Annotated in this window: 25 protein-coding genes; 12 read left to right on the top strand and 13 right to left on the bottom strand. The window is 64.3% G+C overall.

Annotated features, from left to right (window positions below; all coding sequences use genetic code 11):
• The first annotated feature begins 23 nt into the window (after positions 1–23).
• Positions 24–944, top strand: coding sequence for a LysR substrate-binding domain-containing protein (locus LY622_RS19165; RefSeq protein WP_234292333.1), 921 nt, complete (start codon positions 24–26; stop codon positions 942–944).
• Here the strand turns inward: LY622_RS19165 and sigJ are convergent.
• The 4 genes from sigJ to LY622_RS19145 all read right to left on the bottom strand — a co-directional run bounded on the left by sigJ (position 939) and on the right by LY622_RS19145 (position 3821).
• On the bottom strand, positions 939–1811 hold the full coding sequence (gene sigJ, locus LY622_RS19160; protein WP_234292332.1) for an RNA polymerase sigma factor SigJ: 873 nt from the start codon (positions 1809–1811) through the stop codon (positions 939–941). The two genes, LY622_RS19165 and sigJ, sit on opposite strands and share 6 nt — an antisense overlap.
• Positions 1811–2143: a putative quinol monooxygenase gene (locus LY622_RS19155; RefSeq protein ID WP_234292331.1), complete on the bottom strand. Its 333-nt coding sequence runs from the start codon at positions 2141–2143 to the stop codon at positions 1811–1813. Before LY622_RS19155 ends, sigJ begins: the two co-directional genes overlap by 1 nt.
• 208 nt (positions 2144–2351) lie before the next feature.
• A complete protein-coding gene (locus tag LY622_RS19150; RefSeq protein ID WP_234292330.1) occupies positions 2352–2789 on the bottom strand; it encodes a VOC family protein in 438 nt (145 codons plus the stop codon).
• A 48-nt stretch (positions 2790–2837) separates the two neighbouring features.
• A complete protein-coding gene (locus LY622_RS19145) occupies positions 2838–3821 on the bottom strand; it encodes a helix-turn-helix transcriptional regulator (RefSeq protein WP_234292329.1) in 984 nt (327 codons plus the stop codon).
• 117 nt (positions 3822–3938) lie between these two features.
• Between LY622_RS19145 and LY622_RS19140 the strand changes: the two genes are divergently transcribed.
• Both LY622_RS19140 and LY622_RS19135 read left to right on the top strand, forming a co-directional pair.
• A complete protein-coding gene (locus tag LY622_RS19140) occupies positions 3939–4646 on the top strand; it encodes a glutathione S-transferase family protein (protein ID WP_234292328.1) in 708 nt (235 codons plus the stop codon).
• An 89-nt stretch (positions 4647–4735) separates the two neighbouring features.
• Positions 4736–5182 carry a cupin domain-containing protein gene (locus LY622_RS19135; RefSeq protein ID WP_234292327.1) on the top strand — a complete coding sequence of 149 codons (447 nt, stop codon included), beginning with the start codon at positions 4736–4738 and terminating at the stop codon, positions 5180–5182.
• 72 nt (positions 5183–5254) lie between these two features.
• Here the strand turns inward: LY622_RS19135 and LY622_RS19130 are convergent, their stop codons facing one another.
• Positions 5255–5620: an antibiotic biosynthesis monooxygenase family protein gene (locus tag LY622_RS19130; protein ID WP_234292326.1), complete on the bottom strand. Its 366-nt coding sequence runs from the start codon at positions 5618–5620 to the stop codon at positions 5255–5257.
• A gap of 28 nt (positions 5621–5648) precedes the next feature.
• Entirely contained in the window at positions 5649–6065 is a 417-nt protein-coding gene (locus LY622_RS19125; RefSeq protein WP_234292325.1) for a VOC family protein, read from the bottom strand.
• Between the two features lie 265 nt (positions 6066–6330).
• Between LY622_RS19125 and ada the strand changes: the two genes are divergently transcribed.
• Positions 6331–7425, top strand: coding sequence for a bifunctional DNA-binding transcriptional regulator/O6-methylguanine-DNA methyltransferase Ada (ada, locus tag LY622_RS19120; RefSeq protein WP_234292324.1), 1095 nt, complete (start codon positions 6331–6333; stop codon positions 7423–7425).
• Here the strand turns inward: ada and LY622_RS19115 are convergent.
• Positions 7401–7946, bottom strand: a complete 546-nt coding sequence (locus LY622_RS19115) for an Lrp/AsnC family transcriptional regulator (RefSeq protein WP_234292323.1) — start codon at positions 7944–7946, stop codon at positions 7401–7403. The genes ada and LY622_RS19115 overlap by 25 nt on opposite strands.
• Positions 7947–8013: 67 nt before the next feature.
• On the opposite strand from LY622_RS19115, the gene LY622_RS19110 reads away from it, so the two are divergent.
• The gene (locus LY622_RS19110) at positions 8014–9183 is read left to right on the top strand and encodes an MFS transporter (protein WP_234292322.1); all 1170 of its coding nucleotides are present in this window, start codon (positions 8014–8016) and stop codon (positions 9181–9183) included.
• A 26-nt stretch (positions 9184–9209) separates the two neighbouring features.
• Complete coding sequence (locus LY622_RS19105; protein ID WP_234292321.1) at positions 9210–9605, top strand: VOC family protein; 396 nt, start codon at positions 9210–9212, stop codon at positions 9603–9605.
• 123 nt (positions 9606–9728) lie between these two features.
• Here the strand turns inward: LY622_RS19105 and LY622_RS19100 are convergent, their stop codons facing one another.
• The 3 genes from LY622_RS19100 to LY622_RS19090 form a co-directional block, all read right to left on the bottom strand.
• Positions 9729–11699: a tripartite tricarboxylate transporter permease gene (locus LY622_RS19100; protein ID WP_234292320.1), complete on the bottom strand. Its 1971-nt coding sequence runs from the start codon at positions 11697–11699 to the stop codon at positions 9729–9731.
• 85 nt (positions 11700–11784) lie between these two features.
• Positions 11785–12900 (bottom strand): Bug family tripartite tricarboxylate transporter substrate binding protein, encoded by a 1116-nt coding sequence (locus LY622_RS19095; protein ID WP_234292319.1) that lies wholly within the window; start codon positions 12898–12900, stop codon positions 11785–11787.
• Between the two features lie 58 nt (positions 12901–12958).
• Positions 12959–14092, bottom strand: a complete 1134-nt coding sequence (locus LY622_RS19090) for a 4-oxalomesaconate tautomerase (RefSeq protein WP_234292318.1) — start codon at positions 14090–14092, stop codon at positions 12959–12961.
• Between the two features lie 144 nt (positions 14093–14236).
• Here LY622_RS19090 and LY622_RS19085 point away from each other — a divergent pair, with 144 nt between their 5' ends.
• A complete protein-coding gene (locus LY622_RS19085; protein WP_234292317.1) occupies positions 14237–15145 on the top strand; it encodes a LysR family transcriptional regulator in 909 nt (302 codons plus the stop codon).
• On the opposite strand, the gene LY622_RS19080 is transcribed toward LY622_RS19085, so the two are convergent.
• On the bottom strand, positions 15099–15905 hold the full coding sequence (locus tag LY622_RS19080; protein ID WP_234292316.1) for a helix-turn-helix transcriptional regulator: 807 nt from the start codon (positions 15903–15905) through the stop codon (positions 15099–15101). The two genes, LY622_RS19085 and LY622_RS19080, sit on opposite strands and share 47 nt — an antisense overlap.
• A gap of 108 nt (positions 15906–16013) precedes the next feature.
• Here LY622_RS19080 and LY622_RS19075 point away from each other — a divergent pair, with 108 nt between their 5' ends.
• On the top strand, positions 16014–17615 hold the full coding sequence (locus tag LY622_RS19075; RefSeq protein ID WP_234292315.1) for an MFS transporter: 1602 nt from the start codon (positions 16014–16016) through the stop codon (positions 17613–17615).
• A gap of 106 nt (positions 17616–17721) precedes the next feature.
• Here the strand turns inward: LY622_RS19075 and LY622_RS19070 are convergent, their stop codons facing one another.
• Positions 17722–18426, bottom strand: a complete 705-nt coding sequence (locus LY622_RS19070; RefSeq protein WP_234292314.1) for an FMN-dependent NADH-azoreductase — start codon at positions 18424–18426, stop codon at positions 17722–17724.
• A 161-nt stretch (positions 18427–18587) separates the two neighbouring features.
• On the opposite strand from LY622_RS19070, the gene LY622_RS19065 reads away from it, so the two are divergent.
• Together LY622_RS19065 and LY622_RS19060 are read left to right on the top strand one after the other, a co-directional pair.
• A complete protein-coding gene (locus LY622_RS19065) occupies positions 18588–19484 on the top strand; it encodes a LysR substrate-binding domain-containing protein (RefSeq protein WP_234292313.1) in 897 nt (298 codons plus the stop codon).
• A 59-nt stretch (positions 19485–19543) separates the two neighbouring features.
• Positions 19544–23881: a DEAD/DEAH box helicase gene (locus tag LY622_RS19060; protein WP_234292312.1), complete on the top strand. Its 4338-nt coding sequence runs from the start codon at positions 19544–19546 to the stop codon at positions 23879–23881.
• Positions 23882–23884: 3 nt separating this feature from the next.
• Here LY622_RS19060 and LY622_RS19055 read toward each other — a convergent pair whose 3' ends face one another.
• Positions 23885–24037 (bottom strand): hypothetical protein, encoded by a 153-nt coding sequence (locus LY622_RS19055; protein ID WP_234292311.1) that lies wholly within the window; start codon positions 24035–24037, stop codon positions 23885–23887.
• A gap of 534 nt (positions 24038–24571) precedes the next feature.
• Here LY622_RS19055 and LY622_RS19050 point away from each other — a divergent pair.
• Both LY622_RS19050 and LY622_RS19045 read left to right on the top strand, forming a co-directional pair.
• Positions 24572–25681, top strand: a complete 1110-nt coding sequence (locus LY622_RS19050) for a TRAP transporter substrate-binding protein (RefSeq protein ID WP_234270774.1) — start codon at positions 24572–24574, stop codon at positions 25679–25681.
• A gap of 127 nt (positions 25682–25808) precedes the next feature.
• The gene (locus LY622_RS19045; protein WP_234292310.1) at positions 25809–26333 is read left to right on the top strand and encodes a TRAP transporter small permease subunit; all 525 of its coding nucleotides are present in this window, start codon (positions 25809–25811) and stop codon (positions 26331–26333) included.
• Positions 26334–26335 lie beyond the last annotated feature (2 nt).

Here is a 26335-nt window from a genome sequence, read left to right as displayed (position 1 = left end):
CTAATGCAAAATTAAACTCAGCCATGACGCCACGCCGACTACCCTCTCTCTCCGCCCTGCGCGCCTTCGAGGCCGCGGCGCGCCACCTCAGTGCCAAGCGGGCGGCCGAGGAACTTTCGGTGACGCCGACGGCGATCAGTCACCAGATTCGTCAGCTTGAGGAGAGCTTGGGTATCGCCCTGTTCGTGCGCAGGCCACGGCAGCTGATACTGACGGCCCAGGGACAGACGCTGCTGGCGGTGCTGAGCGACTCCTTCGATGCCATCGCCGAGACGGTGACCAAGCTGCGACGGCCTCCCTCGCGCCATGGCGTGAAGCTCTCGACTACGCCGGCCGTGGCTGCGCGCTGGCTGTTGCCCTGGGTGTGTCTGCTGCGCGACGCCCACCCGCAGATCGACCTGAGCATCCAGGTCTCCCACGAGGCGGTCGCTCTGGACGGCATCGTCGCCGACATGGCGATTCGCTATGGCGTGGGCCCCTGGCCCGGGCTGGTCGCAGAGAAGCTGTTCGACAATGTCTTCGTACCCGTCTGCAGCCCCATGCTGAAGCTGCGTGAACCGGCCGAGCTGGTGCGCCATACGCTGCTCCACTTCTCGTCGCCCGCGCCGTTGGACTGGGCGGCCTGGCAGCGCCAGGTCCAGGTGCCAGGGCTCGACGTCAGCGCCGGGCTGATGTTCTCCGACGAAACCCACGGCATCACCGCTGCGCTAGATGGCCAGGGCATAGCCTTGATGAGCCGGTACCTGATCGAGGAGGAGCTGCGTCAGGGGAGCCTGGTACAGCCATTCGGTCCCGAGATACAGGCCGCTCCCTTCCAGCTCGTCTACCCGCCTGAGCGACTCGAGGAGCCGGCCATCGCTGCCGTGCGCGACTGGATCATGGGGTTGTTGGACTCTCCGTCTAGAGAGAGCGCCTGCCGTTCTATCGTCGAGCGCCACTCATAACGTAAGCCGTGCCAGCTTGTCGGGATTGCGCACGATGAAGATATCCGTGGTCTGCCCTGAGCGGTCGTAGCCGAAGGTAACCGTGGCGACGACGTTTTCTTCTCGATGCATCACGAAGCCGGGGCCGCCGTTGATATCGGTTTCGCGCCATTGGTAGTTGGACCAGTAGCCGCGTAGCCGACTCACCAGGAAGGCCAGCACTTCCTCCAGGCCGTGCAGCGGCTCGAGCAGGGTGGGCACCTTGCCGCCGCCGTCGGCGCTGAGGCGCACCTCGGCCGAAAGCAGGTTCGCAAGCCGCGTCGTGGCGCCCTCTGTGATGGCGAGCCGGAACGCTTCCAGCAGCGCCTGCTGGCGTTCCCGCGGTGGAGCATGGCGTTCCTCGACTGCCTGCAGATTGGCTCGCGCCCGGGAAACCAGCTTGCGACAGGCTGGCTCCTTGAGTTCGAGCATGGTGGCGATCTCGGCATACGGCGTGTCGAAGATTTCGTGCAGCAGATAGGCTGCTCGCTCCTTCGGCGACAGCCGTTCCAGCAGCAGCAGGAAGGCGGTGGAGAGCGAGTCGGCGATCAGGGCGCCATCCTCGGCGGCGGCAACGGCGAGCGTCGGGATGGGTTCGGGTAGCCAGGCGCCGACATAGTCGACCCTGGCCCGATGGGCGTTGCCCAGCAGATCGAGGCAGCGCCGCGTGCAGGTCGTGGTCAGCCAGGCGTTGGGTGCCTCGATCGCTTCCCGATCCACCGCTTGCCACTTGAGAAAGGTGTCCTGCACCGCATCCTCGGCGTCGGCGCGTGAGCCGAGGATGCGATAGGCCAGCCCCAACAGCATGGGGCGGGCCTCCTCGAAGCGAAGCAAGTCGGCGGAAGGCATCAGGCTGTCTCGGTTACCGGAGCCGCTTTGTCCTTGGCCCAGGCCACCGTGGCGGCGTGGATCACGGGCGGATGGGCAAGCAGGGGCGACACCGCGGCAATATAGGCGTCGTAGCCCGGTCCCTGCATGAAGGCTTGCGAATCCGCGCCGTCTGCATAGCGCTGGAAGACGCGGATCGTATCGGGGTCGCTGTCATCGTAGCAGTAGAAATAAGCGTCGTGGACCTGGCGCGCCTGGATGCTGGGCGCCAGGTGGGTCTCCCAGGCGCGCCGCACCTCGTCGCGCGTGCCGGGCAGTGCCTTGTGAGTGATGAAAAGCGTGCTCTGGCTCATGTTGTGGCTCCTGAATCGGTCGAGAATGAAGGCCGAGCGGCCGTCACTGTCATGACGATTCAGGAGGGCGTTGTGTGACACGTCAAAGGCGCTTACTGGCGAGGAGGTCAGGGCGGCCGTGTGCCCGTGCATCGGGAGGGTAGCCGCCCAGCGGCCAATGTATGTACCTTCTGCTCGCCGATCGGCTCAGGAGGGAAGCGGTACTGCGCTAGGCGGCAGCCTGCTCCTCCTTGTCGTAGTTGATCATCCAGGCGACGCCGAATCGGTCCACCAGCATGCCGAAGCGGTGCGCCCAGAAGGTCTCTTCGAGCGGCATCTGCACGGTGCCGTTGTCGGTCAGCGCACTGAAGAGGCGTTCGGCCTCTTCTATCGAGTCGACGCCGATCGCAATGCTCGCACCCTTGATGCCTTCGTAGGGCGCAGGGCTGCAGGGGGAGTTGTCCGACGCCATCAACAACTGGTCACCGATACGCAGTCGTGCATGCATGACAAGATTGCTGGCTTCTTCGGGTATCTCCATGCCTTCGCTGGCAGGCATTTCGGCGTAGGTAGCCATAGCCTCGAGCTTGGCGTCGAAGCAGCGCTGGTAGAACTCGAAGGCTTCGCGGCAGTTGTCGTTGAAGATCAGGTAGGTGGAAAGCTGCATGGTGGGTCTCCAGGAGAGTTATTTGTTGGTGATACTCCCTTCGTCGATTCAACGTAGACGATTTCGACACGCACCGATCAGTTTTCTTTCTGCCAGACGTTGGAGGCGAGCGGCCTGCTGGGCAAGAGCGTCGCAAAGCTCGGATGGGGCGAGGATTTCGAAGTCGTAGGGCTGATGGGCGAGCTGGCGAGCGAACCAGCTCAGGCTGTCGGTACGGGCATGCAGCATCACCCCGCTTTCGTCGGGGGTGAACACGCCGATATTGCGCCCCAGCTCTTCAACGGCATGGGTAAGGTCGGTGTGCAAGCGCACGCTGACGGCGGTGGCGCGGGGCAGGCTGGCGATGCTGCGGGCCAGATGCTCGGCCGGGTCGAAGTCGTCCGGCCTGTCGAAGCTGGCCTCGAGCGGTGTGGCCTCGGCGATGCGGTCCAAGCGGAAGCTGCGCAGGTCGCGACGCAGATGGCACCAGCCGCTGACGTACCAGCGCCCGCCGCGGAAGACGAGGCCGTAGGGGTTGAGCACGCGCCGGGTGGCTTGGTTGCGGTCGTCCCGGTAGTCGAGCCGGACCCGCTGGCGGGCCTGGGTGGCGGTGGCGAACAATAGCAGCAGGCGCTCGTCGCCCGGCGCCCTGGCCGAGGGCAATTCCAGCCGTGCGCTGTCGCTCAGGGCCTGTGCCTGCTGCTGCAACCTGGCGGGCATGACCCGCTCCAGCTTGGCCCGCGCGGTTTCCAACGCCGGGGCCGTCTCGGCGATGCCCAGCCCCTGGGCGGCGAGCAACCCCAGCGAGACGGCCAGTGCCTCTTCGCTGGTAAACATCAGCGGTGGCAGCTTGAAGCCCGGCATCAGGCGATAGCCGCCGTGCCGCCCCCGCTCGGTGGTGACGGGAATGCCGAGATCTTCCAGGACCTGGATGTAGCGCCGAAGTGTGCGGCGGTCGACGCCTAGCCGCTCGGCCAGCTCCCGGCCGCCCATGTGGCGGTGGGCCTGCAGCAGTTCCAGCAGCGTCAGCACGCGAACGGTGGGATTGGCCACGCTGAATTTTCCCGTTTTAAATAGGGCGTGATATGTCCTATTTAGCCATTACCTTGCTGACAAGGCCAGGCGCAGAGGGCGCTGGCTTTCACACCCGAATCAGCAAGGAGCAAGGCAATGGAACCCGTACTCTTCTATGGCGTACCGCAAGGCTGTTCGTTCGGCTCTGTCATGGCGCTCGAGTGGCTGGGGCAACCCTACCGGCTGTGCCGCATCGAGATGATGGAGCAGCCCTGGGACCCGCTCTATGCCAAGGTCAACTCGCTGTTCAAGACGCCGGCGCTGCTACTCGAAGATGGGGAGCCGCTTACCGAGAGCCTGGCGATCCTGCAGCACCTGGCGGCACGCGACCTCAGCACGCGGCTGGGCTTTGAACAGGGCAGCCGGGAACATGATCGCTTGAACCAGATGCTGGCCTACCTCACCACGGACTTCTTCGCCGCCTTCGGGCCACTCTGGACGCTCTATGACACCCAAGGAATGAGCGGCGTGGAGCAGGAGTTGCTGCGCCGGCTGGGCCGTGAGCAGGTCGCGGAGGGTTGCGCCTACCTCGACGGACTGCTGGCCAAGCGCGAGTGGCTGCTGGGCAATGCGCGCAGCATGGCGGATGCCTATGTCATGGGTATCGCTCGCTGGGCCGAATATCACCGGCTATTCGATCTCGGGAGTGACTATCCGAACCTGGCCCGGCACCTGGCGAAGCTCAGGGACGATCCGGCCGTGCGGTTCGCCGAGGCCATCGAGCGCGGCGAGCAGCCGGCGGGGCAGGGGCACTTCAAGGGGCATGTAAGCTTGCAGGAATTGGAGCCGCGCCTGGCCGCCTAAGGGGGTACGAACGGAGGAAGTCGATCGCCGCCGGGCGCGCTAAGATCAGCCAATGCCCTGGCGGCGACTCGACACCAAGGAGAATCGACATGTATCTATCGGCGCAGGATATCGAAGCCATGGAGGGCGTGAGGAAGGTGCACTTCCTCAATGCCAATGCCGTGCGCATCAACAAGTCGCTGGGCGATGCCGTCGGCATGACCCAGCTCGGGATCCACCAGATCAGCGTGCCACCCGGCCATTTCTCGACCGAGTACCACTGCCATCGCTACGAGGAGGAGGCCATCTACGTCCTTTCGGGGCGTGGCGTGGCCACCCTGGGTGAGTTCAGTCAGCCGATCGGCCCCGGCGACTTCATCGGCTGTCCCACCAACGGCGTGGCCCATGAGATGTTCAACGACGGTGACGAGCCGCTGGTGTGCCTGGTGGTGGGCCAGCGGCTGGCCCAGGACGTATGCAACTACCCGCGCCAGGGCAAGCGGCTGTATCGCAACAGTGGAGAACGAACCCTTGTCGATCATGACGATATCGAGTAAGTATCCCGCTAGCCGTGCATCGAGAAACTGTTGTGATCGAGCTTTTGCGGTTAGTAAGGGCTTACCGGGGCGCTACTGTTTTGGGGTTGCAGGGCGGTCGTGGCGCTCGCGGCTGTCCGCAGGCGCCTGCTCGCGTTCGTGCATGCCGTAGTCGCGCATCACCGTGGCGACGCGCAGGCGATAGTCGTCAAACACCACGTCACGACCCTGGGCCTGGGCGCTGCGGTGGCGCTCTAGCTGGCGCCATTGGGCGACGGCCTCCTCATCGCGCCAGAAGGAGAGCGAGAGTACCTTGCCCGGCTGAGTCAGGCTCTCGAAGCGTTCGATGGAGACGAAGCCATCGATCTCGTCGAGCAGCGGGCGCAGGCTGGCGGCGATGTCGAGGTACTGCTCGCGGCGGCCGGACTTGGGAATGACTTCAAAGATAACGGCGATCATTGGGAATTCCGTGTAGTCGTTGTGTGCTTCAGTTAGCGATCTCATCGTAACCCCGATTCAGAAACTGCACGAAACAGAAACCATGGCCGAAAGGGTCGGCCATAAGTGCGAGCTTGCCCCAATTATCGGTGACGATGGGCTGCTCCTGTATGGCACCGACCGCAAGGGCCCGCTCCACCGCGGCATCGATATCCTCTACTACCACGTCCAGATGCACCGGGGTCCAGTGGCGGGTGTAGTGGCGTTGAGCGCCGGGTGTGATCCCACCCGCTGCGTAAGCCGGCGATCCGGAGGTCTTGGCCAACAGATAGATGGGCGCCGGCCCACCGATCAGCTCGACGCCGTCGTTGCCGAAGCGGCGCCCGACTTCGAGGCCGAAAGCCTGTACATAGAAGTCGATGCCACGCTCGAGATCGTCCACGTCCAGGTTGACGAGAAAATTCATGCCGCCTCCTGTCTATGATTCACACAGATTCCGAACACTAGCGAAATAACCAGGCGCTACCCGGTAAGTAAGTGCTTGCGGGGGTAGTCGTTTGGAAAGAGTAGCAGCCTCCCAAGGGCAGCCGTTTAGGCTTACGTGCGATGCTATGCTGCGAATGTTGCGACGAGGCGGGTCCACTTTGAAAGCAAGGGACGGAGTGTGCCAGGCGGGTCCAGGGCGCATCCTGAACTCACGGAGAACGCCGAACCCACAGCGGAGGCCCGCCATGAACGAGACATCCACCCATTCATTTGCCACCTTCGATTCCGATGAGGCGAAGTGGGCAGCGGTATTGGCCCGCGATGCTGCGGCGGACGACGCCTTCGTCTATGCGGTGCGTACCACCGGGGTCTATTGCCGTCCTACCTGCCCATCGCGCCGGCCGCGCCGCGAGAATGCCGAGTTCCATTCCGACGCCGCGGCAGCCGAGCGGGCCGGCTATCGGCCGTGCCAGCGCTGCCGCCCCAAGGAGCTACCCTTGGCCCAGCGACACGCCCAGAGCGTTGCCAGGGCTTGCCGTCTCATCGAAACATCCGACGAACTCCCCTCGCTCGACGAATTGGCGCAAGCCGCGGGGCTGAGCCGCTTCCACTTTCATCGCGTCTTCAAGTCGGTCACGGGGTTGACGCCCAAGGCATATGCGGTCGCCTGCCGGGCGGAACGTGCTCGCCAGGCGCTGGCGCACCGAGCAACCGTCACCGAGGCGATCTATGAGGCAGGCTTCAATTCCAGCGGGCGCTTCTATGCCGGTTCCAATCGCATGCTCGGCATGACGCCGAAACGTTACCGTTCGGGAGGGAAAGGCATGGAGATTCACTTCGCCCTGGGAGAATGCTCGCTGGGCAACATTCTAGTCGCGACCAGCGAAAAAGGGATTTGCGCCATTTCCCTGGGCAGCGACCCGGAGCAGCTATTGCAGGAGTTCCAGGATCGTTTCGCCAACGCCAACCTGATCCCGGGGGGAAAGGATTTCGACGCTTGGGTGGCCAAGGTGGTGGGCTTCGTCGAGGCGCCTGGCGTCGGGCTGTCGCTGCCGCTGGACATTCGTGGTACCGCCTTCCAGCAACGGGTCTGGCAGGCGCTGATCGAGATTCCCGTGGGCACCACGATCAGCTATGCGGAGTTGGCGCAGCGGATCGGCTCACCCAAGTCGGTGCGTGCCGTGGCCAGGGCCTGTGCCGCCAATACCATTGCGCTGGCCATTCCCTGCCACCGGGTCGTGCGCAGCGACGGGGCGCTTTCAGGGTACCGCTGGGGCGTGGAGCGAAAGCGCACGCTGATCGAGCGGGAGCAGACTTACGAACTCGTCGATGGCTCGTAATGCTCTTCCTCCAGCGCTTCGGTAATGCCTGCCTGGGGCGTGCGCTCCAGATAGGTGGAGAGCACCACATAGCTACGCGTACCTTTGACACCGGGGATGGCATAGAGACGGGCGAGCAGGCCTTCCAGTGCTCGGCTGCTGGCGCAGCGCACCTTGAGTAGGGTGCAGGTGTCGCCGGCCACCGAATGAATCTCCTCCAGTTCGGGTAATTCGGACAGTGCCTTGAAGGTACGGCTCTTGCTGCCGCCGCTGGTATCGACATGCACAAAGGCCAGGAAGGGCTTGCCGGTGGCAGGGCCATCCAGCATTGCCACGGTACCGCGAATGCGCCCCGTGGCACGCAGCCGTTTCACCCGTTCATGCACGGCCGGCGCCGAGAGACCGGCACGATTACCCAGCTCGGCGTAGCTGAGCCCGGCATCCACGGCCAGTTCGCCTAATATTTTTCGGTCGAAGGCGTCCAGGGGGCGTGCCGCCTGGACTTTGTCCCGAACGGCTTCTGTTTTTTCAGGGTTCGGCATTATGGCGATTGCTCCGAATGACATTCCTTTCTTCAATGGTAGTGTCGAACCTCATCAGGAGCTAGCCGTGATCACTCGTCGCCTTCTGCTGCTGACCGCCGCCATTGCCGTGATCGGGGCCAATTCGCTGGCGCTGAGCCCTATCGCCGCAACGGTGGCGGTGTCCTTTCCGGGTCGCAGCGCCGCCGATGTGGTGACGGCCGCGGCGCTCTATGGCCTGGCCACGGCGGGAAGTGCCTTGCTGCTGGCTTCGCTGGCCGATCGTATCGGAGCCGAACGCGCACTGATGCGGGCGCTGTTGGTGCTGTCCGTGGGGCTGGGCCTCGCTGCGCTCTCGCCTGTACTTTGGACTCTGCTTGCCGCCCAGGCGCTGGCCGGCCTGGCGGCGGGCGTGGCATTGCCGGCGATCTATACCCTCACCGCCCAGGTAGCGGCGAAAGGGCGCGAGAGCCAGACGCTGAGCTTCGTGCTGACGGGGTGGACGCTGAGCCTGGTGGTCGGGGTCGGTCTTGCGGCGCTGCTGGCCGACCTGCTGCACTGGCGTGCCGTCTTCACGGTACTGGCGCTGGCTGCCGTGGTATTGGCATTGGGAATATCGCGCTGCCACGACTGGGGAACGAGAGCGGGCGGTGCGACACCGAGCTCCTCCCTCACGGCCTTGCGAATCCCCGGCATTCGTTCGGTGCTACTGAATGTCGCTGCCTACATGACCGCGTTCTACGGCCTGTACACCTATCTCGGCCCGCACCTGGGCGAGGCCCTGCAATTGCCCGCTTCCTTCGCGGGGCTGGCCATTGCCATTTATGGACTGGGCTTCGGTGCCGCGGCACCGCTGGGCCGGCTGGTCGATCGGCATGGTGCGAGCGCCGCCGCCTGTGTGACCTTTGCCGGCCTGATGCTTGTCTACCTGGGGCTGATGGGTGCCGCGATGCTTCCGCTGGTACTGCTGGCGCTCTGTCTTGTCTGGGGGGTGGGCAATCACCTGGGCCTGAACCTGCTCATGCGACAGCTTGCCGAGCTAGACCCGGCGCAGCGCGGTGCCATCATGGGGCTCTACAGTGCCATTACCTACCTGTGCGTCTTCGCCGGGGCGCTGCTCTACCGGCCGATCTTCATGCACTTTGGTTTTGCCGCCTGCGCCTGGGCGTCGGCGATGCTCGTACTGCCGGCCCTGGGCTGGGCGCTGGGGCAGTGGCGCAGGAAACAGGCTGCGCTACGCTGCCACTCGGAGACATGATGAATTCGGAAAGGAGGTGCACCAGTATGATTGCTTACACGATGGTGGGTACGCAGAATCTTGCTAAAGCACTGCAGCTCTATGACCCCCTTTTTACTGAAATGGGCTGGGATGTCTGCTGGAAAGATGATTCCTGCGTTTCCTATGGAAAGGAAGGTGATCTCGACTTTCCTCGCTTCTTCGTCGGTTATCCCTTCGATGGCCAGGCAGCCAGTGTAGGCAATGGCACCATGACAGCGTTCCAGTTCGTGGCCCCTGAACAGGTCGACAAGCTGTATGAAATAGCCATCAGCAATGGAGGCAGTGACGAGGGCGCTCCAGGTTATCGGCCGCAATACGCCGAAGGTTTCTACGCGGCCTATGTTCGTGATTGCGATGGCAATAAATTGGCGTTTGTCGTTTATCCGAGAAAGGCTGAGTGACTCAGTGACGTTACCCTTGTGCTGGAAGCCCTTCGCTTGCGCAGATGTCCGTACTCTCTGCCAGATAACGAACCGCCGCTCCTGGAGCGGCGGTTCGTTCGAGAGCGGAGTTTGGGTTCTCCCTCAGCCGAACAGCAAAGGATCGATCAGTCCGCTTGGGTATGTCAGGGTCAGCAGTTTCGCCATGCTTACCAGGAAGATCGCCACTCCGGCAGACATGGTGATGGCCCCCCACGGCTTGAGACGTGCGATGAACAACAGGAAGACCAAGCAGAACAGCGTTGCGGTGGTGATGAGGCCGAACATCAGGATCGCGCCAACCAGGGCGAAGAAGCCTACCAACCAGACAACTTGCTGAAGCAGAGGCTGGTGTTGCCACGTTGGCTTACGGATCAGGCTGCGAACGATTTCCAGTAGGCAGGCGATGCCCATGATCGCCAGGGCCAGGCGGGGCATCAGGCCACCAAGCAGGGTAAGGTCGGCAAGGTGGAACCAGCCATAGATGGCAATCCCCAGCAGAGCGGCGAAGATCACCAGGTCGATGCCACTAATGGTGATGGGCTTGCTGCCAGCCGCAGGGGCTTCTCCGGCACCAGCCGCAGGCGCTTGCTCGGTATCGTTCGACCGGAGCTTACGCCACAGCTGACGAAACATGGGCAAGAACAGGGCGGCGAGGATCATGGCGCCGATGATCAATACACCTGGGCGCATGAAGGCAGCGCTGCCTTGGAACTGTACGGCCTGATAGAAGTAGGCTTCGGCGCCAGGCGCCAGAACGAAGCCGATCAGGAAAGCGGGGCGTGACCAGCCGGCCTGCTTGAACAGGACGCCAAGGGCACCGATCACGCCGAGGGCCAGGAGGTCTCCCGGAGAGCGCGTGGCCTGGAAAGCCGCGAACATGATCAGCACCGTGATCAGGGGTGCCAGGATGACAAAGGGCACACGGGTCAGGCTGGCAACCGGCCGGGCCAGACCCAGGCAGAACGCTGCACCGATGATGTTGGCCAGGGCCAGCGACCAGATGATGGTATAGGTCAGGTCGAGATTGGTCTCGATCATGCTGACCCCAGGCTGCAGGCCGAGCAGTAGCAGGCCACCGAGGAAGACGGCGGCGGTGCCCGAACCAGGCACGCCGAACAGCAGGGTGGGCACCATGGCGCCAGAGGCGCAGGCATTGTTGGCGGCTTCCGGCGCGATGACGCCGCGGATGTCGCCCTGGCCAAACTGGGACTTGTCCTTGGCGCTTTGCACGGCATGGCCATAGGTCATCCAGTCCACCACCGAGCCGGCGAGGCCGGGAATCGTGCCCAGCAGGCTACCGATGCCTGCGCAACGCGCCACGAGTCCACGATTCTTGCCGACATCCTGGATGCCCTGCCGCCAGCCCTTGCCGAGCCGAGTGGGCTCTCCGGCGATGGCGCCGCGCTTGACCAGCAGATCGATGATCTCAGGGAGTGCAAAGATACCCAGGCCGATCACTACCAGCGGTATGCCATCGAAGAGATAGTTGATTTCGAAGTTGAGACGGAACTCCCCGGTGGCGGGCGCCATACCGATGGTACCGACCAGCAGACCCAGGCCGCAGGCGGCGAGTCCCTTGAGCAGGTCACGTCCGGAGAGTACCGCTACCATCGACAGCCCGAGCAGGGTGAGCATGAAGAGCTCGGAGGAGGAGAACGACAGCACCACCGGTCGGGCAATCAGAATGAATCCCGTCAACACGGCGGCGCCGATCAGACCGCCGATCATCGAGGAGAGGAAAGCACTGGACAGAGCCCGTGCGGCCTGGCCGCGCTTGGCCAGGGAGAAACCGTCGATGACGGTGGCCTGCGAGGCGCTGGAGCCGGGAATGCCCAGCAGCACCGAGGCGAAGGTATCGCCGGTGGGAATCACGGCGACCAGGCCCATCAGCATGCCGAGAGCGACACTCGGCTCCATGCCGTAGAGGAAGGGCAGCAGCAGCGCCATTCCGGCGATGCCACCGAGGCCGGGAATGATACCGACCACCAGGCCGACGAGCACGCCGAGGACCATGTAGAGCAGATGATCCAGGGTGAACAGCTGCCCTAGACTGGAAAGAAGAATGTCGAACATGAAATGCGGCTCTCGTGTTGTTCGGTGAGTTGAGCCCGAAGGCATCGGTCCTTGTTGCCAAGGGGCCGATGCCCGTTCTCACGCGTCAGATACTTGCGCCGTGCTTCGTTTTCAGCCAGTCAGCCAGCCACTCGCGAAGATCGTCATCCAGCGCCATGGCTTGTTCGAGATGTCTCTGTACGACATCGCCAACGATCGGGGTGTAGGGACCCAGATGGGCGTCAGCCTCCTGCTTGAACTGCTCGGTGTCGACGAACTGGAGGGCCGCTTCCCGGTAGGTCTTGACGAGTTCCTCGGGCGTGCCTTTGGGTACCATGATCAGCTTCTGCAGCGTGAAGCCCGAGGCGAAGAACTTAGCGTAGGCTTCGTTGGCGGTGCCGCTCGGGGCCTCACCGTTGAGGTTCTCATAGACTTCGGTGAAGGTAGGAAGGTCGGGGAACGCCGGGTCGCGCTCGATCTGACCTTCGTCGTTCAGTACGCCGAGCGAGAAGAGCGGGACGGCGCGGCCCGACGCCACCAGGGGTGCCACACTGCTCAGATAGGCGGAGGTGGTCTGGAAGTCGATGTCCGCTTCGCCGCGCTCGAAGGCCAGGCGACCCTCGCCACGGCCCTGCATGCCGGAGACTGCCTGAACATCGACACCCAGCATGTCAAGGGCGATCAGTACTGGCAGCTCGAGTCCGGTGTGACTCTGGATCGCCAGCTTGACCCGATTTTCCAGCAGGCCGGCGATTGCGCTCTCGGTGTCCTTACCCAAGCTGGGTTGTGCGTAGACGACACCTCCGGTCGGGGTAGCCAGGATCGGTGTCCAGTCGGCGTAGTCGTAGCGTACTCGCCTGTCCCCCAGCATGGCGGGGAACTGGGTCGAGGCCGAGGTGCCCAGCCAGTCGCTACCGTCGCTCCTGGCCCGCGAGGCAAAGAGGTTGGCACCGTTGATGGAGCCACCTCCCGGTACGTTGTCGATCATGATGGTTGGCTCGCCTGGAATGTGCTCGTTGAGCCAGGGAGAGAAGAAGCGGGCCCAGACATCGGTACCGCCACCGACGCCGAAGGGAATGGTCCACTTGATGTTACTGGGCACGTCCGCGTTCTGTGCGTGCAAGGGGGCGGTGGCCGTCAAACCGAGCCCGGCGATCACCAGGCCGAAGGCGGCTGCTTTTTTCAGGCGACTGAGTGATGTCGTGGCCTTGTGAGTGTTCATGGCATGCTCCTGGGTTGTTGTCGTTAGCGGGTGTCAGGTCACCCGATGGTAGCGATGATCAATTGGTCTGCAGTGCAGGCATTGTCTCACCGGGTGTCGTTGAGGCGGTGTAGAAGATCGTGCCGCTCATGATTTTCCTGGCGGTACGAATCAGCGAAACACGCGCGATATCGCAGGGCTTACCGTGGCGGTGTTCGACATCGAGGTCGATGAAGCCGGAGGGATGCTCCAGCCTCACCTGTGCCAGACATTCTCCTTCGGACATCCGTCCGCTTTCCACTGCGATGCGGTGGGCGATGGTGCCGGGAACGCTGACCGCCGAGGCGACGGCTATGGCACCGGTGACGGCGATGGCTTTGTGGCAGCGGTGGGGTACGAAGTAACGTGCGCAGAGGGTGCTGAGTCTGTCACGCGCTGCGGAGACCAGCACCGGCTTGGGCAAGACACTGTTGCTGACGTCGCCCAGTCCCATGCTCTGTCCTGCCGTGCGACGAATGATCTCAAGCCGCTCGAGAAAGGCGCTATTGCCATCCAGTTCGGCGGGGGACTCATCTCCGCTCAAGCCGAGGTCCGCAGCGTCGAGCATGATGATCGGAGTCGCTGCGTCGAGGCAGGTGACGTCGACACCTTCGATCAAGTCGCACGCCTTTCCGGTTGGCAGCAACGCGCCGGTCTTGGCGCCAACGATATCCAGGAAGCTGAGTTGAATGCCGGAGGCACGCCCGGGCACGCCGCTGATGGACGTATTGCCCTCATAGCAGACCTGGCGGCCCGGCGTTGGTACGTGACACTCAATCAGGCGCTGGGTGTTGAGGTTGCGTACCCGCACGACGGTCTTGCCGTCCTGCGGCTCCACCAGTCCCGTCTCGATCGCGTAGGGGCCGACCGCCGAGAGCATGTTGCCGCAGTTCGGGGTGAAGTCGACACGGCGATTGAGAACATCGACCTGTGCAAACAGGTAATCGACATCGGCGTCGGCATGAGTAGAGCGCTCCACGATGGCGATCTTGCTGGTCAGCGGATCCCCGCCGCCGATGCCGTCGATCTGCAGGGCGTGGCCCGAGCCCATCAGGCTAAGCAGGATCTCGGCTTGGGCGTCCTGGCCGCTGGGAAGATCGCTCATGCGCAGGAAGGGGCCTCGGGAGGTGCCGCCGCGCATGATCATGCAGGGAATGCTGTTTATCATCGTCATGCCACATCGCGTTGGGAAGTCGTGATGTGAGCATGTCAGCGGACAACTGATGCTTCAAATGCAAATAATTGCCATGATTGATGCGCTTATCGGATTAATGCACTATGTTTATCAATACTTATCACATCATGCAAGAGTGCATCCATGCTACATCGGCTCGAATTCCTTGATCTTCAAGCGTTTATACTGGTCGCAGAGCTGAGTTCTTTCCATGAAGCAGCGCAACGTCTGCATCTTTCTCAGCCGGCTCTATCGCGACGAATTCAGAAGCTCGAGGAGCTTTTGGAAGTGGAGTTGCTTGAACGAACCACGCGAAGAACGCAGTTGACGCCTATCGGGGCGGATTTCCTGCCACGCGCCAGGCGCATGATCGAGGAATACGAGTCATCGATTCTGAACATACGAGAGCTGGCGACGCACCAGAAGGGCACGGTCACGATCGCCTGCCTGCCCACCGCCGCTTTTTACTTCCTGCCAAGCGTGATTCGCGGCTTCAGCGAGGCTTGGCCGGGTATCCGCATACGCATCCTCGACGTCAGCGCCAACGAGGGGCTGCAGCGGGTCATCAATGGCGAGGCCGACTTCGGCATCAACATGTTCAGCGCACAAAGCCCGGAGGTTTCCTTTACACCACTATTACGAGATCCCTTCGTACTGGCCCTGAGGTCGGATCATCCCCTGGCGGCAAAGGAGATTATCGAATGGGCGGATCTCGAACAGGTCAGGCTGATCACCGTCAGTCGCGATAGCGGCAATCGCACCTTGCTGGACAATGCCCTCTCTGCCGAAGGCATCCGGCTGAACAGCTTCTACGAAGTTCAACACCTTTCCACCTCACTTGGCCTGGTCGAATCCGGATTGGGCGTGGCGATCTTGCCCAAGATGACGATGCCCGGCCCGGACCATGACACGCTCTGCTCACGTGAGCTTCCCGAACCGCGCATTCAGCGAACCATCGGTCTGGTCAGAAGCAGTTCGCACAGTATCTCCAGCACAGCCCAGTTGTTTATCGATATGCTCCTTGAGCATTGGGGAAGTACACCACCATCCTGAGATGCCGATGCTCGTCCACCAGCAGTGTGGCGTGTTCGTACTCCCTCGGAATCGATTCGGCGTCGAGAAGCGTGCCGATGCCGTAGCGGTAGGCCTCCAGGTTGGGTTGCTCCCACCAGCGACGAAAGTCCGGCGAGAGCTTGGCGAGCGTGTCGGTCAGCTCCTGCATGGCCGGGTCCTCGGGCGCGGCTGCCAGGTCGCAGCGGAACTGGGCGAGCAGGCGGGGGGCGTCCTGACGCCAATCGGGGAGCTTCCTGCGCAGCGCCGGGTCGGCAAACAGCAGGCGCATCATGTTGCGTTCGCCGGGCTCCCTGTCGCTGAAGCCGAGCAGGGCATCGGCCACGGCGTTCCAGGCGATGACGTCCCAGCGCAGGTTCATCACGTAGGCGGGCCTTGGCATGTCGTCCATCAGCGTCTGAACCAGGGGCGGTATTTCCTGCCATTGGTAGGCCTCCACCGGCGGCGGTCGGCGGTGGGCGAGCAGGAACAGATGACAGCACTCGGCGTCGTCGAGCTTGAGCGCCTTGGAAACGCTGAGCAGGAAGCTCTCCGAGACGTTGATGTCGCGCCCCTGCTCGAACCAGGTGTACCAGGTCAACCCCACGCCAGCGAGGGTGGCCACTTCCTCACGGCGAAGCCCCGGGGTGCGCCGGCGGCCGGTGCTGGGCAGGCCGACGTCGGCCGGCGTCAGCTTGTTGCGGTGAAGGATCAGGAAGTCGGTGAGTTCGCTGCGGGTTCTGTCGAGGCTGCGTCCGGCCATGGCTTTGTCCCAGATAGTGCTGCTGGTAATAGGATAACTGGCTATATTGTAACCCTATCAAGATGAGCCAAGACTACCATGCCAACCCTATGGAACAGGAGGCATGGCATGGTTTCCCTCAATGAAGCGTCAGGCTCGCGGCTCACCCGGCAGCAGGCGGGGATCAAGGCGTGGGCCGGCCTGGCGGTATTGGCACTGCCCACGGCATTGCTCGGCCTCGATGTCACCATCCTCTACCTGGCGTTGCCCGCCCTGGCGGCGGATCTGCAGCCGAGCAGTACCCAGGCGCTGTGGATCATGGATGCCTACGGCTTCATGATCGCCGGCTTTCTGATCACCATGGGTACCCTGGGCGACCGCATCGGCCGCCGCCGGCTATTGATGATCGGCGCCGTGGCCTTTGGCATTACCTCGGTGATTGCCGCCTATTCCACCAGCGCCGCCATGCTGATCGCCGCCCGCGCAGTACTCGGTGTGGCCGGCGCGACACTGATGCCGTCGACCCTGGCGTTGATCAGCAACATGTTCGGCGATGTGCGTCAGCGTGCCCTGGCCATCGGCGTGTGGGCCACCATGTTCGCCCTGGGCATGGCGCTGGGGCCGGTGGTGGGCGGCGTGTTGCTGGAGCGCTTCTGGTGGGGCTCGGCCTTCCTGGTGGCGGTGCCGGTGGTGGCCGTGCTGCTGATCGCGGCGCCGTTTCTGCTGCCGGAGTATCGTGCTTCTCGCAGTGGCCCGCTGGATCTCGCCAGCGTAGCGCTCTCGCTGGCTGCCGTGCTGCCGGCGGTCTATGCCGTGAAGGAGCTGGCCAAGTTAGGTCTTGAACCCGTTCCGGTACTGGCGTTGGCGCTGGGGGCGCTGATGGCGCTTGTCTTCGTGCGTCGGCAGCGTCGCCTGGCTGATCCACTGCTCGACATGCGGCTGTTCGGCAGCCGCACGTTCAGCGCAGCCCTGATCGTATTGCTGGTTGGCCTGGTTGGGGTTTCCGGCGTCATGCTGCTGGTGACCCAGTACTTGCAGCTGGTGGCAGGGCTCACGCCATTGGCAGCGGGGCTATGGATGGGGCCGCCGGCGCTGATGATGGTGCTGGCGGGCATCATGGCGCCGCTGATTGCCCGGCGTATTCGTCCCGGTTACGTGGTGGGCGCCGCGCTCACGCTCTCGACGCTGGGGTACTGGCTGCTGGCCAGCGTCGAAGTGAATTCCAGCGGAGTGGGCATGGCGATCGCCGGGTTCTCGCTGGTCTATCTCGGCCTGGGCACTATCGCCGCCTTGGGGACGGACCTGGTGGTGGGTGCCGCGCCTGCGGAAAAGGCCGGCTCGGCTTCGGCCATGTCGGAGATGGTGCAGGAGCTGGGCGTGGCGCTAGGCGTGGCGCTGTTGGGTAGCCTGGCCACCTTCGTTTATCGCGCACAGGTCAGCGCTACGATGGCCGATGGCGAAGCCGCCGAGGTGGCGGGCATCGTGGAGGAAAGCCTATGGGCCACCGTTGCGGCCGGCGAAAGCCTTCCTTCGGGCGTATTGCTGGAAGCCCAGCAGGCCTTCACCGCGGGGCTGAATGTGACCGCCACCGTGGGCGGCATCGCCATCCTGGCGCTGGCGGTGATCTCCATCGTCAGCCTGCGCCATGTCGGGGCCATTGGCGGAGAAGCTCAGGAGCGATCGGACGAGAAAGGTGAGCCCTGCTCGCTCTCTAGGCCCGGTTCCTGTTGAGCGAGTCAGGGCTTCCCAGCCCGTCATGGCGCAGTCGGCAATGGCCAGCAGCGTCTCGCGCGAGGCGCTGCCGGGGGGCTGGGTCGACAGGCCGTGCATGCGTTTATCAAGCAGGATCGGGAAGGCGGGTTGTCGTACCCAGGCTCGTCGCCAACTCTTCCACCAGCGCCTCGATGCGCCGCTCGGCCTGGGCCAGCGAGGCCTTCAGACGTTCGTCGCCGAACTCGTCGTACTCCACGGCGATACCGTGCACGTTCTCGATGCCCAGGTAGCCGAACACGGTGCGGATGTGCGGCTCGACATGGTTGGCGTGCGCGATGCGTTCTCCCGCCTCGTAACCGTAATCGCCGCGGGCCCCGAGAATGACCAAGCGCTTGTGCATATCGGTCAGCATCGGCCAGTAGGGCAGCCCCTGGCGCGAGCGGTCGAAGCCGAAGGTGCGCCCGACCCGCACGATGTTGTCGATATAGGCCTTGAAGCCGGCCGGGACGCCGAAGTTGTACATCGGCACGCCAGCGACGATCACATCGGCCTCCAGCAGTTCATCGACCAGCGCGTCGCTCTCAGCCAGGACGTTGCGCATCCAGGGTTCGCGTACCTCCGGCTTGGTGAAGGCCGCATGGATCCATTCGCCGGTGACGGGGTGGGGTGGGTGTTGGCCCACGTCACGATAGACGATGCGATCGCCAGGGCGTGCCTTTTGCCATTGCTCGACGAAACGAGCGCTTAGACGACGGGAATGGGAGCCGTGCGGATCGGTTCCGGAACGGCCGGAGCGGGCACTGGCATCGATGTGAAGTAGCGTGGTCATGAGCGTCTCCTGGCAAGTAGAATTCATCTTTGGTTGGTGCGTGGGAGACAGCATCTATCCATGGAGCATGGCTGACAAACGACCATTTCTTGTGAAATGGAATAGCTGAACTTGTCTATGATGGGCTTGGCCATGGCTGGGTTCTCAACCAGGAGACGTCAGTGAATCGACGCACGCTGCCACTATCGCAATTGCGCGCCTTCGAGGCGGCGGCGCGCCACCGTAGCTTCAAGCAGGCCGCCGAGGAACTGGCCGTGACACCGGCGGCCATCAGCCATCAGGTGCGCGAGCTGGAGGCGCTGCTGGGCGTGGCGCTATTCGAGCGGCGTATACGCCAGGTGGTACCGACGGCAGCCGCGGAGCATCTGTTCCCGGTGTTGCGCCGCGGTTTCGATGCCTTCGGCGAAGCGCTGGAAACGCTGCGCGAGCAGGGCGACGGTGGGAATGTCACGCTCTCCTGCACCTCGGCCTTCGCCAGCCAGTGGCTGTTGCCGCGACTGGCCGATTTCCATGCTAGGCACCCCGATATCGACTTGCGCATTCACGCCAGCGAAGCGCCTCTGGACCTGTCACGCGGTGCCTCGCTGGCGATTCGCTACGGCATGGGGCCCTACCCGGAGCATGAGGCCGAGGTGCTGGCCAATGACACCTTCGCCCTGGTGGCAAGCCCGCAGCTGGGGCTTAGCGGGTATGAGGATCTGCAGAGGGTCCGGCATATCGACTTCGACTGGTACAGCCCGGCGCTGGGGTTGCCCGCGTGGCAGCACTGGTGCCAAGCGGCGGGAGGCACCACTGCCGATCTGGGCGCGAGCCTGACCTTCTCCGAGGAGAGCCATGCGATCCAGGCCGCCATCGCCGGCCAGGGCGTGGCGCTGCTGAGCCTGACCCTGGTGAAGGCGGAACTCGAGCGCGGCATTCTGCTGGTGCCTTTCGGTCCGAGGCTGCCAGGGCTGCGTTACCACTTGATCCGACACCGCCGCTTCGCCGGCCATGCTGCCCTTGAGCGGGTGGCCGAGTGGTTGCGGGGGGCTTTTGCACAGGCGAACGACAGCGCCTGAATATCGCGTTTCGCCCATCCCTCGATTACGTTGTAGGAAAGCGATATCCCGGAGCGCCCATGCCGCTCGATGTCTTTCATCCCGCCGTCAGCCAGTGGTTCGAACACGACCTTGGTGCGCCCACCGAGGTGCAGGCGCGCGCCTGGCCGGCCATCGGCGAGGGCGACCATGTGCTGATCGCCGCGCCTACCGGCTCGGGCAAGACGCTGGCGGCATTCCTCGCCGCCATCGATGCCCTGGTGCGCCGTGGGCTCGAGCATGAGCTGCCCGACGAGACCGTGGTGCTCTACGTCTCGCCGCTGCGGGCGCTCTCCAACGACATCCAGCGCAACCTGCAGCTGCCCATCGCCGGTATTGGCGAGACACTGGCGGCCGCGGGGCAGCAGGCGCCGGAGATTCGCGCCTGGGTGCGTACCGGCGATACCACGTCATCGGAGCGCGAGCGCATGCGCAAGCGCCCGCCGCATATCGTCGTGACCACGCCGGAATCGCTCTACGTGCTGCTCACTTCCGAGTCGGGACGCCGCATGCTGTCGACCGTACGCACGGTGATCGTCGACGAGATTCATGCGGTGGCCGGTACCAAGCGCGGCTCGCACCTGGCGCTGTCGCTGGCGCGCCTGGCGGGACTGACCTCGCAGCCGCCGCAGCGCATCGGGCTCTCGGCCACGCAGAAGCCGGTCGAGGCGATGGCGGCATTTCTCGCCGGTGGCGCCGACTGCACGATCATCGACACCGGCCACGCGCGCGAGCGCGACCTGGCCATCGAGGTGACCGGCTCGCCGCTCACCGCGATCATGGCCAACGAGGTGTGGGAGGAGGTCTACGACCGCCTGGCGACGCTGGTGCGCGAGCATCGCACCACGCTGATCTTCGCCAATACCCGGCGGGTGTGCGAGCGGGTGGCGCGCCATCTCGCCGACCGCCTGGGCGAGGAGTGGGTGACGTCGCACCACGGCAGCCTGGCTCGCGAGCACCGCCTGGACGCCGAGCAGCGCTTGAAGCAGGGCGAACTGCGCGCGCTGGTGGCCACCGCCTCGCTGGAACTGGGCATCGATATCGGCGAGGTGGACCTGGTCTGCCAGCTCGGTTCGCCACGCTCCATGTCGGCCTTCCTGCAGCGGGTGGGGCGTTCCGGCCATGGCGTGGGGCGCGTGCCCAAGGGGCGGCTGTTCCCGCTGACCCGCGACGACCTGGTGGAGAGCACGGCACTGATGGGCGCGGTACAGGCCGGCGAGCTAGACCGGCTGCACATCCCCGAGGGGCCGCTCGACGTGCTGGCCCAGCAGATCGTCGCCGAGGTCGCCGGCGCGGGGGAGACCGACGAGATAGAGCTGCTCGGGCGAATCCGTCAAGCCTGGCCCTACCGGGCGCTGACGCAGGAGAGCTTCGACGCGGTGGTGCAGATGCTCGCCGACGGCTATACCACCCGGCGCGGGCGGCGCGGCGCCTACCTGCATCGCGACCGGGTCAACGGCCGCCTGCGCCCGCGGCGCAACGCGCGGCTCGTCGCTCTGACCAACGGCGGGGCGATTCCCGACCACTTCGACTACGACGTGATCCTGCAGCCCGAGGAGATACGCGTCGGCACCGTCAACGAGGACTTCGCCTTCGAGAGCATGCCGGGGGACATCTTCCAGCTCGGCAACCAGGCCTACCGTATCTTGAAGCTCGCCACCGGCAAGCTCTACGTCGAGGACGCCCGCGGTGCGCCGCCGAGCATTCCGTTCTGGTTCGGCGAGGCGCCGGCGCGCACCGCGGAGCTTTCCGAGGCGGTGTCGCGGCTGCGCGAGGGGATCGACCGGCAACTGGCCGAGGGCGATGAGAGCGATGCCCAGCAGTGGCTGGAAACCGAGTACGGCCTCACGCCCGCCGCGTCCGAGCAGCTGGTGCGCTATCTCGCCGTGGCGCGGGCGGCACTCGGCGTGATTCCCACCCAGCACCACCTGGTGCTGGAGCGTTTCTTCGACGAGGCCGGCGACATGCACCTGGTGCTGCATGCGCCGTTCGGCTCCAAGCTCAACCGTGCCTGGGGGCTGGCACTGCGCAAGCGCTTCTGCCGCAAGTTCAACTTCGAGCTGCAGGCGGCGGCGCTGGAGGACTCCATCGTGCTGTCGCTGGGGCCGACCCACAGCTTCCCTCTCGACGAGGTATGGGGCTATCTGAATACCAGGACGGTACGCGAGGTGCTGATCCAGGCGCTGCTCGACGCGCCGATGTTCGGCCTGCGCTGGCGCTGGAACGCCTCGGTGGGGCTTGCCGTGCCGCGCACCCGCAACGGTAAGCGGCGCCCGCCGCAGCTGCAGCGCCAGGATTCCGAGGACCTGCTCTCGGTGGTCTTTCCCGACCAGCTCGCCTGTGCCGAGAACCTGGCCGGCGCGCGGGAGCTACCCGATCACCCGTTGGTCAACCAGACCCTGCACGACTGCCTGACCGACGCCATGGACATCGACGCCCTGGAGCGGCTGCTGGCGCGTCTGGAAGCCGGTGAAGTCGCCGTCAGCGGGCGCGACCTGGCGGTGCCATCGCCGCTCTCCGAGGAGGTGGTCAACGCGCGGCCCTACGCCTTCCTCGACGACGGCGCCCAGGAGGAGCGGCGCACGCTCAGCGTTCGCACCGGCGACGCGCTCGACGTGGCGGAGGCCGCCGCCTCGGCGCGCTACGCCCCCGAGGTGATGGCGCGCGTGCGCGAGGAGGCCTGGCCGGCACCGCGCGATGCCTACGAGCTGCACGACGCCCTGGTCATGAGCGGCTTCATTGTCGAGGCGGAAGTCGGGTCTGACTGGTTCCTTTGGTTCGGTACGCTCACCGCAGCCCGGCGTGCTACTGCAGTCACCCCACCCGGCGGCAACACGCTGTGGGTGGCGGCGGAGCGCCTGGGCGAGCTGCTGGCGATCCATCCCGAGGCCGTGTTCGATCCGCCCATCGCGGCGGTGGGCGAGGTGCCGCAAACGCCCGACGAGGCGCTGATCGAGCTGCTGCGCTCGCGCCTGGAAACGCTGGGGCCGGTGACTGCCATACAGCTGGGCGCACCGCTCGGCACATCGCTGGACCTCACCATGGCGGCGCTTTCTCGCTTGGAGGTCGAGGGCTTCGTGTTGCAGGGCGCTTTCCTGGGTGGCAGCGAGGTGGCCTGGTGCGAGCGGCGCCTGCTGGCGCGCATGCATCGCTATGCCATCGACCGCCGCCGCGCCGAGATCGAGCCGGTAAGCATCCAGCACTACCTGCGTTTCCTGCTCGACTGGCACGGCCTTACCGAGCGGCCGGAGGGCCATGAGGCGCTGGCCGGGGCGGTGGAGCGTCTGGAGGGATTCCCCGTTGCTGCGGGCGCCTGGGAGAGCGACGTGCTGCCGGCGCGGGTGGCCGATTTCACCCCGCACATGCTCGATCAACTGCTCGCCAGCGGGCGCTTCATCTGGCTGCGCTTGCTGCCGCCCCGAGTCGCAGAGGGCGACGAGCGGCAGCGCCCCGGGCCGCTGCGCAATACCCCGGTCGCGCTGATCGATCGCCAGGCGTTGCCCGACTGGCGCCAGTCGGCACCGGCACCCGAACTCGATGGTTTGCCGCTCTCCGGCGGCGCGCGCCGGGTGCTGGAGGCGTTGCAGGGCGGCGGGGCGATGTTCTTTGCCGACCTGCTCGGCCCGACGCGCATGCTGCGCACCCAGGTCGAGGAGGCGCTGGGTGAGCTGGCTTCCTGGGGCTTGGTCACCTCCGACAGCTTCACCGGCCTGCGGGCGCTGATCGCCCCGGCCAGCAAGCGCCCGCCCATCGCGGCGAGTGGGCGAAGACGTCGGCGTCATGCTCCTGGGGTGGACGCCGCCGGGCGCTGGTCATGGCTGCCGGCACCCGAGCGCGAGCCCTCCGCCGAGAAGCGGCGCATCACGACCGACATGGAGAGCCTGGAGCATATCGCCTGGGTGCTGCTTGAGCGCTACGGCGTGGTGTTCCGTCGCGTGATCGAACGGGAGCCGGCGCTGCCGCCGTGGCGCGAGCTGCTCTACGTCTACCGTAGGCTGGAGGCCCGCGGCGAAATCCGCGGCGGGCGCTTCGTGCAGCAGTTTTCCGGCGAGCAGTTCGCCCTGGCCGAGGCGGTGGGGGGACTCAAGGCCATGCGCCGGCGCGAGCCGGACGATACGCGAGTCGTGGTGGCCGCCGCCGACCCGCTCAACCTGATGGGCATTCTCACCCCCGGTACGCGATTGCCGGCCGTCTCGGGCAATCGCCTGCTCTATCGCGACGGCGTGCCGGAGGCGGTGCTGCAGAACGGCGAGGTGCACTTCCTCGAGACGCTGCCCGCCGAGGAGAAGTGGCAGGTGCAGCAATTGCTTCGGCGTGGGCCGGGGCATGAAAAACCCCCGGCACCAGAGGTGCCGGGGGCTGCGATATCGATGCGTTGACGATCAGCCGCGCCGCGTGCGATCCCGATACGGGTCGCGCTCATCCTTCTCGATACGCACTTCCTTGCGAATGGGGTGCCTCTGCTTCTCGCTCATGGCGTAGGTCAATAGCGCCACTGCGGCCACGCTCAAGGTCAGCATTGTGATGATACCCATGTGCATGTCCTCCTGCGGGTGAATGGGGCGACCCTCGGGACTTCGCTGTCCCTACGAGAGGTGTGCCTACCCAATGGAGGATGGCAGTTTTCTCGCTGGCCGACAAAGGCTTTGACTCGATGTCAGCGACTAAGTTTTCACGCTTCGCGAGAAACCCTTCTTTATCGCTTCGCCATAAGGGTCCACGACCTTGCCGAATGGCCCGCCGCCGAGTCGCTTCTGGCCTGGCTGCCCGCTTGGCCTCATTGGTATTGCTTTTTTAATGGGTTTAGTGAAATATATTTCCAGGTATATACTTCTGGCTGATGCCCTAGGTGGTTTTACGTAGTTCTACGGATGCCCTGTCCGTAATAACGACTAAGAAATATCACTAGGGTGAATTGCGCAGTCTCTCGGATTTATTTTCTCCCTCACCAGTTTATTCTCCCCAAGGTCAGCTTTCTGACCAGTTCACGATTCAATCATTAAAATAAACAAGAGCGCTGCTTGGTAGTGCGCTTGATGCTATCAAGCACGCCGGGAGAAGGCACTTTCATGAGCGTCAACAGGCGTAATTTCCTCAAGTATGGTGGTGCTGCCGCGGTGGGTACCGTAATGGCACCGAGCATCGTCAAGGCCCAGGAAACTTTCAACTGGCGCATGACAACCAGTTGGCCCTCCGGCTTTCCGTTCTTCCAATCCGGCCCCGGCTCCGCGACGGATTTCGCCAAGCGTGTCGAAGAGATGTCGGGCGGGCGCATCAAGATTCGCGTCTATGGTGCCGGCGAACTGATTCCGGCATTCGACGGCTTCGATGCCGTTTCGCGGGGCCAGCAGGTCCAGCTGAACCATGCCTGCTCCTACTACTGGGCCGGGGAGTCGTTTGCCGCCCAGTATTTCACCACCGTGCCGTTCGGCATGACCTTCCAGGGCTTCAATGCCTGGCTGGCGCATGGCGGCGGCTACGAACTGTGGAAGGAAACCTACGAACCCTACAACCTGATCCCGCTGGCGGTGGGCTGTACCGGCGCGCAGCCGGTGGGCTGGTTCCGTGAACCCGTCACCAGCGTCGCGGATTTCCGCGGCCTGAACATCCGCATGCCGGGGCTGGCCGGCGACGTCTACAACGCCATCGGCGCCAATGCCCGCCTGCTGCCCGGAGGAGAGATATTCTCGGCCCTGGAGCGCGGCGCCATCGATGCGGCGGAGTGGGTGGGGCCCTACCTCGACCGTGCCCTGGGCCTGCACAATGCGGCCAAGCACTACTACTCCTCGGGCTGGCACGAGCCCTCCACCACCACCGAGGTCATCGTCAACAAGGACGCCTACGACTCCTTGCCCAGCGACCTGCAGGCGGTGCTTCACAACGCGGCCGCAGCCTGCAATATCACCTCCCATACCTGGATCGAAGCCCAGAACGGCGACGCCCTGGATGATCTGGTCAACAACCATGGCGTGGCGTTCGAGACCCTCCCCGACGACGTCATTCGGGCACTGTTCGAGGCCACGCGCGATATTCTCGCGACAGAGGCCGACAAGGACCCGTTGGTGAAGCGGATCAACGACAGCTTCTGGGCGTTCAAGAAGAAGCACGATGGCTGGCATGCCAACAGCGAGGCTGTGTTTGCCAACACCATCAGCCGCTACGGTCAGGGCATGATCTGACGTTGCCCCGGCGCTCGGCTGCGGTCTAGTCGTCAGCGAAGCCGGGCGCTTTCCTTCCAGGCCCTTCCGGGTCGCGCCTACCCCACCTTTGACGTCCGCTGGGTACCTGCCCAGAGGGGGAGTTGAGATGCTGCGTTTCTGTACCTCGCTCGAGCGTTTGCTCGAGCGTCTAACCGGCCTTGCCGGCTTCATTGGCTGTACGGCCATGCTTGTCATGGTCGCGCTGATCTTCGGCAACATGCTGAGTCGCTATGCTTTCGGCCTGGGAGCGGTGTGGGCCCAGGAGCTGGAGTGGTACCTGCTGTCGGTCATGGCGATGATGGGCATTGCCTATGCCATGAAGTTCGACGATCACGTGCGGGTGGATATCCTGTCGAGCCGCTTCAGCCCCGTTGGCATGCTGTGGCTGAACCTCATCACCGCACTGCTGGTGGCGCTGCCCTGTGCGCTGCTCATCATCCATTACAGCTTTCCTTTTGCCGAGACCTCCCTCATCCGCGGTGAGCGCTCGCCGAATTCCTCTGGCCTGCCCTGGCGCTGGATTCCCAAGTCGTTGGTGGTGGTCGGCTTCGTCTTCGTGGCGACCGAGTCGGTTCGCCAGGCGCTGGAGAACGGCAGGCGCCTCGTTCAACACTACGCCGGGAGTGCCTGAGT

It is taken from the genome of Halomonas alkalisoli (genome assembly GCF_021412585.1).
Taxonomy (GTDB): domain Bacteria; phylum Pseudomonadota; class Gammaproteobacteria; order Pseudomonadales; family Halomonadaceae; genus Halomonas; species Halomonas alkalisoli.
The sequence above is the reverse complement of the archived record's forward strand: the minus strand, read 5'-3'. Positions and strand labels throughout refer to the sequence as shown.